The 7,852-nt window shown below is 55.6% G+C and carries 7 protein-coding genes, 1 tRNA gene and 1 other annotated feature (1 of these 9 running past the window's edge); all 8 genes read right to left on the bottom strand.

The window, feature by feature from the left end; genetic code table 11:
• Window positions 1–50: a binding site (T-box leader), on the bottom strand; it reaches 187 nt to the left of the window's first position.
• A gap of 41 nt (window positions 51–91) precedes the next feature.
• Complete coding sequence (gene recN, locus KQI10_RS02840; protein ID WP_371818344.1) at window positions 92–1,765, bottom strand: DNA repair protein RecN; 1,674 nt, start codon at window positions 1,763–1,765, stop codon at window positions 92–94.
• 5 nt (window positions 1,766–1,770) lie between these two features.
• Window positions 1,771–2,226 (bottom strand): arginine repressor, encoded by a 456-nt coding sequence (argR, locus tag KQI10_RS02845; protein ID WP_216565893.1) that lies wholly within the window; start codon window positions 2,224–2,226, stop codon window positions 1,771–1,773.
• A gap of 9 nt (window positions 2,227–2,235) precedes the next feature.
• Window positions 2,236–3,099 carry an NAD(+)/NADH kinase gene (locus KQI10_RS02850; protein WP_216565894.1) on the bottom strand — a complete coding sequence of 288 codons (864 nt, stop codon included), beginning with the start codon at window positions 3,097–3,099 and terminating at the stop codon, window positions 2,236–2,238.
• On the bottom strand, window positions 3,096–3,905 hold the full coding sequence (locus tag KQI10_RS02855) for a TlyA family RNA methyltransferase (RefSeq protein ID WP_216565902.1): 810 nt from the start codon (window positions 3,903–3,905) through the stop codon (window positions 3,096–3,098). Before KQI10_RS02855 ends, KQI10_RS02850 begins: the two co-directional genes overlap by 4 nt.
• 2 nt (window positions 3,906–3,907) lie before the next feature.
• Window positions 3,908–5,761 (bottom strand): 1-deoxy-D-xylulose-5-phosphate synthase, encoded by a 1,854-nt coding sequence (dxs, locus tag KQI10_RS02860; RefSeq protein WP_371818345.1) that lies wholly within the window; start codon window positions 5,759–5,761, stop codon window positions 3,908–3,910.
• Between the two features lie 7 nt (window positions 5,762–5,768).
• On the bottom strand, window positions 5,769–6,365 hold the full coding sequence (locus KQI10_RS02865) for a hypothetical protein (RefSeq protein WP_216565895.1): 597 nt from the start codon (window positions 6,363–6,365) through the stop codon (window positions 5,769–5,771).
• Between the two features lie 719 nt (window positions 6,366–7,084).
• Window positions 7,085–7,582, bottom strand: a complete 498-nt coding sequence (locus KQI10_RS02870; RefSeq protein WP_216565896.1) for an NUDIX domain-containing protein — start codon at window positions 7,580–7,582, stop codon at window positions 7,085–7,087.
• A gap of 192 nt (window positions 7,583–7,774) precedes the next feature.
• Window positions 7,775–7,851: transfer RNA gene (locus tag KQI10_RS02875), tRNA-Pro, on the bottom strand.
• Window position 7,852 lies beyond the last annotated feature (1 nt).

Genomic DNA, 7,852 nt, shown 5'->3' on the forward strand with positions numbered 1-7,852 from the left:
TCTCTGAAAGAAGGGACTCTATGCGTACTTGTTCCCATCGCTGCGTTGTAACGTATTTTAGCAGACTGCCTTTTGAAAGTCAAGCAGCAAATTAACCGATTTCTTTTCGGGCCAGGAGCATTTCTTCGGCACTTTTCCGGGTAATTTCCGTAATATTGGTGCCGCCGATGATTCGTGCCAGCTCGTTGACGCGGCCCTGCTTGTCCAATGGCGTAACGGTCGTAAAGGTTCTGCCGTCCCGTTCGGACTTGGCGATCAGCATATGCGTATCAGCCAGTGCCGCCAGCTGCGGCAGATGGGTCACACAGAGCACCTGCTTATGCTTTGCAAGAGAACGCAGCTTCTCGGCAATGCGCTGCGCCGCTCGCCCGGAAACGCCGGTATCCACCTCATCAAAAATCAGGGTGTCCACGGCGTCCTTTTCCGCAAGCACATTTTTCATGGACAGCATGATTCTGGCCAACTCACCGCCGGAAGCCACCTTACTCAGAGGCTTCAGATCCTCACCGGCATTGGCAGAGAGATAAAAAGCGACACCGTCGGCGCCCTCAGCTCCAAGCTCCGTTTCCCGGAAAAGGCACTGGAACTGCACCCGCGGCATATCCAGCTGCGCCAGCTCAGAAAGAATCTTATCCGCCAGGATCTTCCCCTGCTCCTGCCGGTTCTTCCGCAGAAGCAGCGCCGCGTCCCAGGCTTCCTTTTCCTGTTTGGCCAGCTTCTTTTTCAGCTGCTCCACCCGGTCGTCCGCAAACTCAATCTCGTCCAGCTCTTTTTGCGCTTTGTCGAGATAAGCAAGAATCTCATGACAGTCCGCGCCATATTTCCGGCGCAGCCGATGGATAACGTCCAGTCGTGATTCGATCCGCTCCAGCTCATCGGCAGAATAGCAGAGCTCATCCAGAGAATCCCGGACCTCGTCCGCAATATCCTGAACCTGGTATTTCAGATCCGTCAGACGCTCCTGAAAGGCCGTATAATCATCGCTGTATCGGGCGATTCTGGAAAGCGAATAGGCAGCTTGCGCAAGCAGCGCGGCGGCACCGTCATTCTCGTCTCCGCCCAAAAGGGCCTCCGCGGCCTCTTCCAGGCCCTGAGAGAGTTTCTCAGAGTTCTGCAGCAGCTTTCTGCGCTGCTCCAGCTCCTCATCCTCCCCGCTTTTCAGATCTGCCTTCTCTATCTCAGCAATCTGGTACTTCAGCGTCTCCATGCGGCGCAGCTTCTCACCCTCGTCCATGGTCATGCGGTCGATCTCCCGGCGAAGGGCGCTGACAGCGGCAAACTTTTCCTGATAGTCCGCCCGCAAATCTCCATTGTCCGCAAAGGCATCCAGAAAACGCAGATGATTTTCCTCGTCAAATAAAGTGGCAGAATCGTGCTGACCATGGATGTTGATGAGCTGCACGCCCAGCTTATGCAAAATGGCAACCGTCACAAGGGCACCATTCACACGGCATACATTCTTCCCGTCCATGAAAATATCCCGCTGGATTACGGTCTCTTCATCGTATTCCACACCGTTTTCGGCAAACCAGGAAAGCATCGGCACCCGGGTGAATACCGCCCGGACGGAGGCTTTATTCGCCCCTGTACGGATCATATCCCGATAAGCCCGCTGGCCCAGAATGGCAGAAATGGCATCAATGACGATGGATTTACCTGCACCGGTCTCACCGGTGAGCACATTAAAGCCCTTGTCAAAGGAGATATCTGCCTGCTCAATCACCGCAATGTTTTCAATATGCAAAAGGCTCAGCAACGCGCACACGCTCCTTATTTACGGATCACAGATTTGATCTCGCCGGTGAAAGCGGCGGCAGCATGGCCTTCCCTCATAACGATCACCACAGTGTCGTCCCCCGCCAGTGTGCCCAAAACCGCGCTGCTGCGCATGGCATCCAGAGCGGAAGCAGCGGCATTTGCCATGCCGGGCAAGGTGTGGATCACGACCAGGTTTTCCGCATAGTCCACGCTGACCAGGCATTCCCGGAAAATATTGTTCAGCCGGTCGGAAAGCGTCGGCGCGGCGTCCTTTTCCGGCACACTGTAGCGATAGGTACCGAGGCTCGTCAGCTCCTTAACGATCCGCATTTCTTTGATGTCCCGGGAAATAGTAGCCTGCGTGCTGTTAAAGCCCGCCTCTACCAACGCCTGCAAAAGCTGTTCCTGGGTCTCCACGTCCGTATTGGAGATGATCTCCACGATTTTAGCCTGTCTCTGAGATTTCATATGAGCGCCTCACTTTCCCTGAAATTTGGCGTTGACCACATCGTAAAAGCTGCGGTCATTGAGTTTGATAAGCTTGGTTTCCAGCTTTGAGCGGCGAATAGTCACCGTATCCCCAAGATTCAAGCGCACCGCCTTGCCGCCGTCCACGGAGACAAAGGCGTTTCTTCTGGCATTCTGGGTCATGCGCACCGTAATCACCCGACGATCGGAGGTGACAATGCAGCGGCTGACCATATCATGGGCGCAAATTGGGGTGATGATCATATTCCGTGCGTCCGGCTCCACAATGGGCCCTCCGGCGGAGAGATTATAGGCCGTAGAGCCGCTGGGTGTGGAGACAATGATTCCATCGCTGCCACAGCTCAGTGCCTGAACGCCGTCGCATTCCACGCTGAGGTATACAATCCGGGCCACAGCACCCTTTGTGATTGCCACATCATTCAGACAGATGTCGTGAAAAATAATATCCCGATCCCGTTGGATGGTCACATCCAGCATCATTCTGGGATCCAGTTTATAGGCTCCGGAAGCAAGTTGGGAAAGGCTGGCGATCTCCGAACTCTCCAGCTCTGCCAGAAAGCCCATCGTACCGATGTTTACACCCAGAATGGGAATATTCCGCCGGGTCGCCGCCTTAGCCGTATGGAGGATGGTCCCGTCTCCGCCGAAGCATACGATTGCGTCCGCGTTGGGCAGTTCCCGGTCCAGCCTGGAAAAACGGAGGTCCTTGGGCAGCTCAAAGCCGCGGTCTACCTCAAAGGGCAGGCAAAGGCTCACCCGCATACCGGAATCTTTCAGGATCTGCATGGCGCTGCGGACTGTGGAAAAATTCCGATCCCGATACGGGTTGGGGGTCAGGATCACATTTTTCATACTTCCGCTCCTTTATCCAGAGCGGCATGCGCCTGTTCTACCACCAGCGCGGTATCCGGGCGAATGCCCGTTACGTCATTCAGGCTCAGGTGGCCCAAAAACTCAATATTACCCTCAGGGCCTTTTACCGGTGAAAAAGTCAGGCCCAGAATTTTGAATCCGAGAGAATCCGCCAGCTCCACAAAATCATCCAATACCTCTTTATGGGTGCTCTTCTCCCGGACAACGCCCTTCTTGCCGACCTTGTCCCGCCCGGCCTCAAACTGGGGCTTGATCAGGCAGAGCACCTGCCCCGTTTGCTTCAGGAGCTTCTGAATGGCGGGCAGAACGATTTTCAGAGAGATGAAGCTCACATCCACCACGGACAGATCCAATGGCTCCCCCAGCTGCTCGGGCGTCACATAGCGGATATTGGTCTTTTCCATAACCACAACTCTGGGATCCGAACGGATTTTCCAATCCAGCTGACCATAACCCACATCAATGGCAAAGACCTTTTTTGCTCCCTGCTGCAGCAGGCAGTCTGTAAAACCGCCGGTAGATGCGCCGGAGTCGCTGCACACGAAGCCCTCCGGTTTGACCCCAAAATCCCGCAGAGCCTTTTCCAGCTTCAATCCGCCCCGGCTCACATAGGGGCACGCCGCCCCCCGGACCTCAATGGCCACAGTCTCTTCGTAGGACGTGCCGGGCTTGTCCGCTTTTTGGCCGTCCACATATACAATGCCGCTCATAATGATGGCCTGCGCCTTGGTGCGGTTTTCCGCATATCCCTGCTCTGTCAGGAGCACATCCAGTCTCTTTTTCACCTTCATCTTGGGATCACCCCTCTTACAAATTCCACAATCGCGCCGCTGTCCAGGCCGCACAGTCTATAGAGCTTTTCCTGACTGCCGTGAGGCACAAAATCCGACCCCAGATCGATGCCGTACACCGGGCGCTCCGGCTCCGCAGCCCGAAGCTGCCAGGCCAGTGCCTCCCGAATGCCGCTGCCGCTGCACGCCTCTTCTATAATAACCACAGGACAGCTGCCCTGGGCCAGAATGGCTTCTGTGGGAAACCGCGTCAAATTCATCAGCCGAAGAACGCCCGCATGGATGCCCTCTTTTTCGAGCGTCTCCGCGGCGGTCAGCAGGTTGTTTACCAGAGTTCCATAGGTCACAAGGAGCACATCGCCCCCTTGCCGGTGAACACAAAGCCCGGGTACGTCGTCATTCCAGGCGCAATCCGTATATTCTCCCTGGCCGCCTCTGGGATAGCGCACAGCCACAGGGCCATTGTACTTTTCCACCGCCCAGCACAGCATCCGCTGCTGCTCGGAGAGACTTGCGGGAGCCAGCAGAAGCATCCCGGGCATCTGACGCAGGAAGCCCACATCAAACACGCCGTGGTGGGTCGGTCCATCGTCGCCTACCAGACCTGCCCGGTCGATGGCAAACACCACATGCAGATGGAGCATGGCCACGTCCTGCATGATCTGATCGTAAGACCGCTGTAAAAACGTGGAATACAGAGCCACCACCGGAACCATGCCCTGTTTGGCAAGGCCGCCGGCCATGGACACCGCGTGCTCTTCCGCAATGCCGACATCAAAGGTCCGCTCCGGATACCGACAGGCAAACTCTGTCAGCCCCGTACCGGCAGACATAGCCGCCGTAATGGCGCAAACCCGTCTGTCCTGGGCAGCCAGATCAACCATGGTCTGGCCGAAAGAATCGGAAAAGCTGGCGGCTTTGACCCCCAGGCTTTTGCCGGTAACGGGGTCAAATTTTCCAATGCCGTGGAACCGGGTAGGATCCTCCTCCGCGGGAGGATAGCCGCAGCCCTTTCTGGTGATTACGTGGACCAGGACGGGTTCCCGCATCTCTTTCGCGGCGGCCAGCAAGGCCGTAATACCCGGCAGATCGTGACCATCAGCGGGTCCCAAATACGTAATGCCCATGTTCTCGAACATATTTCCCGGCATGAGCACTTGCTTCAGTCGGTTTTTCAGGCGGCTGGAAGCCTTGTAAATAGCTGTACCACCGGGTATCTTTTTCAGAACAGTCCGGTAATAACGCTTGGCGTGCAGATAATTCTGGCTGCTTCGAACCTTGGAAAGATGCCGGGACAGACCGCCGTTGCTGCGGCTGATGGACATCTCATTATCGTTCAGGATCACCACCATGGGTTCCTTGCTGACTGCCAGATCGTTCAACGCCTCGTAAATCATGCCGCCGGTGGCGGCGCCGTCGCCCACCAGGGCGACCACATCGTAGTTCTCCCCCAGCAGACTTCTGGCCCGGGCCATGCCCAGGGCGATGGAAACGGAACTGGAAGCGTGACCTGCCACAAAGGCATCAGTCACGCTCTCAGCTGGCTTCGGGAAGCCGGAAATACCGCCGAACTGCCGCAGCCCGGAAAACGTCTCCTGACGGCCTGTCAGAATCTTATGGACGTAGGACTGATGCCCCACGTCAAAGACCAGGCGGTCGGTTCGCGTATCATAAACCGTTTCAATCGCTACGGAAAGCTCAACAACGCCTAAATTACCGGCCAGATGCCCGCCGGTTTTGGAAACATTTTCAATTAGAAATTCCCGGATCTCCCGGCACAGGCAAGCCCGCTGAGGCTCTGAAAGCTTCAGCAGATCTTCCCGGGTATGAACATCCCGCAAAATTCCCACTACATAATCATCCTTTATTTTTTTCTTTTCTGCAGAACCCTGCTTTGAAGCGATCCAAAGAGGCAATGATCTTGCCTACAAGAAATACGATTTCCGTACAGGAGCGGATAGCCACGGTTTTTCCCACGGCTTTGCCGCCTACGGTCAGGCCAGCGACCAGTGCGGACATGCCCAGGCTCACCGCCTGGGGCCAGGAAAAGTCAATGTAGGTCAGGGCTCTGGCCGCGATGGTGGCGGAGGCCGCGCCGGAGACGACGCCGCAGATATCGCCAATCACATCATTGCAGATAGAACTGACCCTTCCCGCGTTGCGCAGAAGCCGGATAGCCTCCTTTGCCCCGGGAACCCGGCGGGACGCCATGGAATGGAAAGGCTTCTCGTCCGCCGAGGTGACGGCCACGCCCACAATATCAAAAAGAATACCCACAGCCACAATAATCAGCAGAATCAAAAATGCCACTGCCATGGAGCTGCGGGCCATTACTTCACCGGAAGCAAAGCTGATCGTGGCGGAAACCACGATGGTCACCAGAAAAATTGTCAGCGCCCAGCGCGCTGCCGCGCGCTGCTGGCGTTTGCTACTGTCAGGGTCAGGTTTTGACACAGGAATATCTCCTCAAAAAATCAAATAAAAATGACGGCAGCAGGCGGGATAAATCTTACGGCTTAGGTCGGGTTTGTTTTCCCCGGCGGGAACCTGCCGTTGCCGTTCAGGCCGTTTCCGTTTCATCCCGCCGCATATGTGTCGCCAGCATATATACCCGATTGCCACTTAGTCCGTACCGCAATCCCCCGCCTGCCCAATTACGACAGCCTAGGTGATTTCCACAGCAGAGAACACCGTAGTCTTAGCCTCTTTTGCAAATATGGTTTCCAGAAGCGATATCGGCATCCGCTATGGCCATAGCGGACAGCCGCCTGTTCCTCTTTCCCCGCATATTCACTCAAGGCAGGCTACGCTGCACGCAGCAACACGATTCTGTGCACTGCCTTGCAGGTTCTAATCCCGGTTCGTACGCGAGCGGGCCTCCGAGAGGTTCTCTTCGTCGTCGCACAAGACCGGGTCTCCACGGAAAACGGGTCGTATGTTCCATGCCATTGGAACGCGCCCGGAATCCTTAACCCCCAGCATCCACCCCAAACTGGGCGTAAAAAGCAGACACCAGGGACTTCACCGATGTGCCCTTCAAAGGATTTTTAGGCCCTTCCTGGAAAACGGTATCTCTGACTAGGATACTGCGCCGTCAGTATGCATTCTATCACAAATCCATAGAATATACAAGCATAATTTGTATTTCTGTATATTTTCACCATAATATTCCATTAAAAACCTGTCTCCGGCCAGTCCTTTTGGGACATATTCAAAAACCAGTCCTCAATAATGTCCCGGTGCGTCACAGCAAGGTTCAATGTCCGAACCTCCTCCCGGGTAAAAAAACGCAGCTCTCGGGATTCCCGGCTGACGCGCAGCTCCGGCTTCTGCGAAAACACATAGCCATACAGTGCGATGACCATCCGCCAGACACTGCCGTCCCGGTATGCCGCGATCCTGCCGGGATTATCATAGACGGAGAGCTTTGTAAAACCCGCGGCAGGAATCCGCAGCCCCAGTTCTTCATACACTTCCCGGGCCACGGCCTGACGGCCCGTCTCCCACTTCTTTGCGCCGCCGCCGATGAGGCCCCATACATCCGCATCCACACGACGCTCCAGAAGCAGCCGGTCCTGCCACAGCAGAATGGCGTTCCCGCCCAGATGGGCACCCTGGGTGGTTTTCGGCGCGTTTCGGGGATCGGTACAGTAAAACGTAACAATAGACATACTTATTTTCCCCCCATATACAAAAAGGGGATCGTTTTTTAACGATTCCCTGGTTCAATTCGCTGGATTTCAGGACACTGCGGTGGCCTCACCGTCCAGCCGATGAGGCGCGGAATGCCACTGACATTTCGCATTTGAGTGGGTTCGAATCCACTGTTTGTAAAAAAAGAGGACCGTTTCTCAACGATCCTCTGGTCCGAGTGACTGGATTCGAACCAGCGGCCTCTTGAACCCCATTCAAGCGCGATACCAAACTTCGCCACACCCGGA

Origin of the sequence: Pseudoflavonifractor sp. MSJ-30 (assembly GCF_018918045.1) — a bacterium.
In the GTDB taxonomy this organism is placed as follows: Bacteria; Bacillota; Clostridia; order Oscillospirales; family Oscillospiraceae; genus Faecousia.

Excerpts from the sequence above, each read along its gene's own strand:
- argR (WP_216565893.1), bottom strand. The coding sequence starts at position 2,226 with ATGAAATCTCAGAGACAGGCTAAAATCGTGGAGATCATCTCCAATACG.
- KQI10_RS02850 (WP_216565894.1), bottom strand. The coding sequence starts at position 3,099 with ATGAAAAATGTGATCCTGACCCCCAACCCGTATCGGGATCGGAATTTT.
- KQI10_RS02870 (WP_216565896.1), bottom strand. The coding sequence starts at position 7,582 with ATGTCTATTGTTACGTTTTACTGTACCGATCCCCGAAACGCGCCGAAA.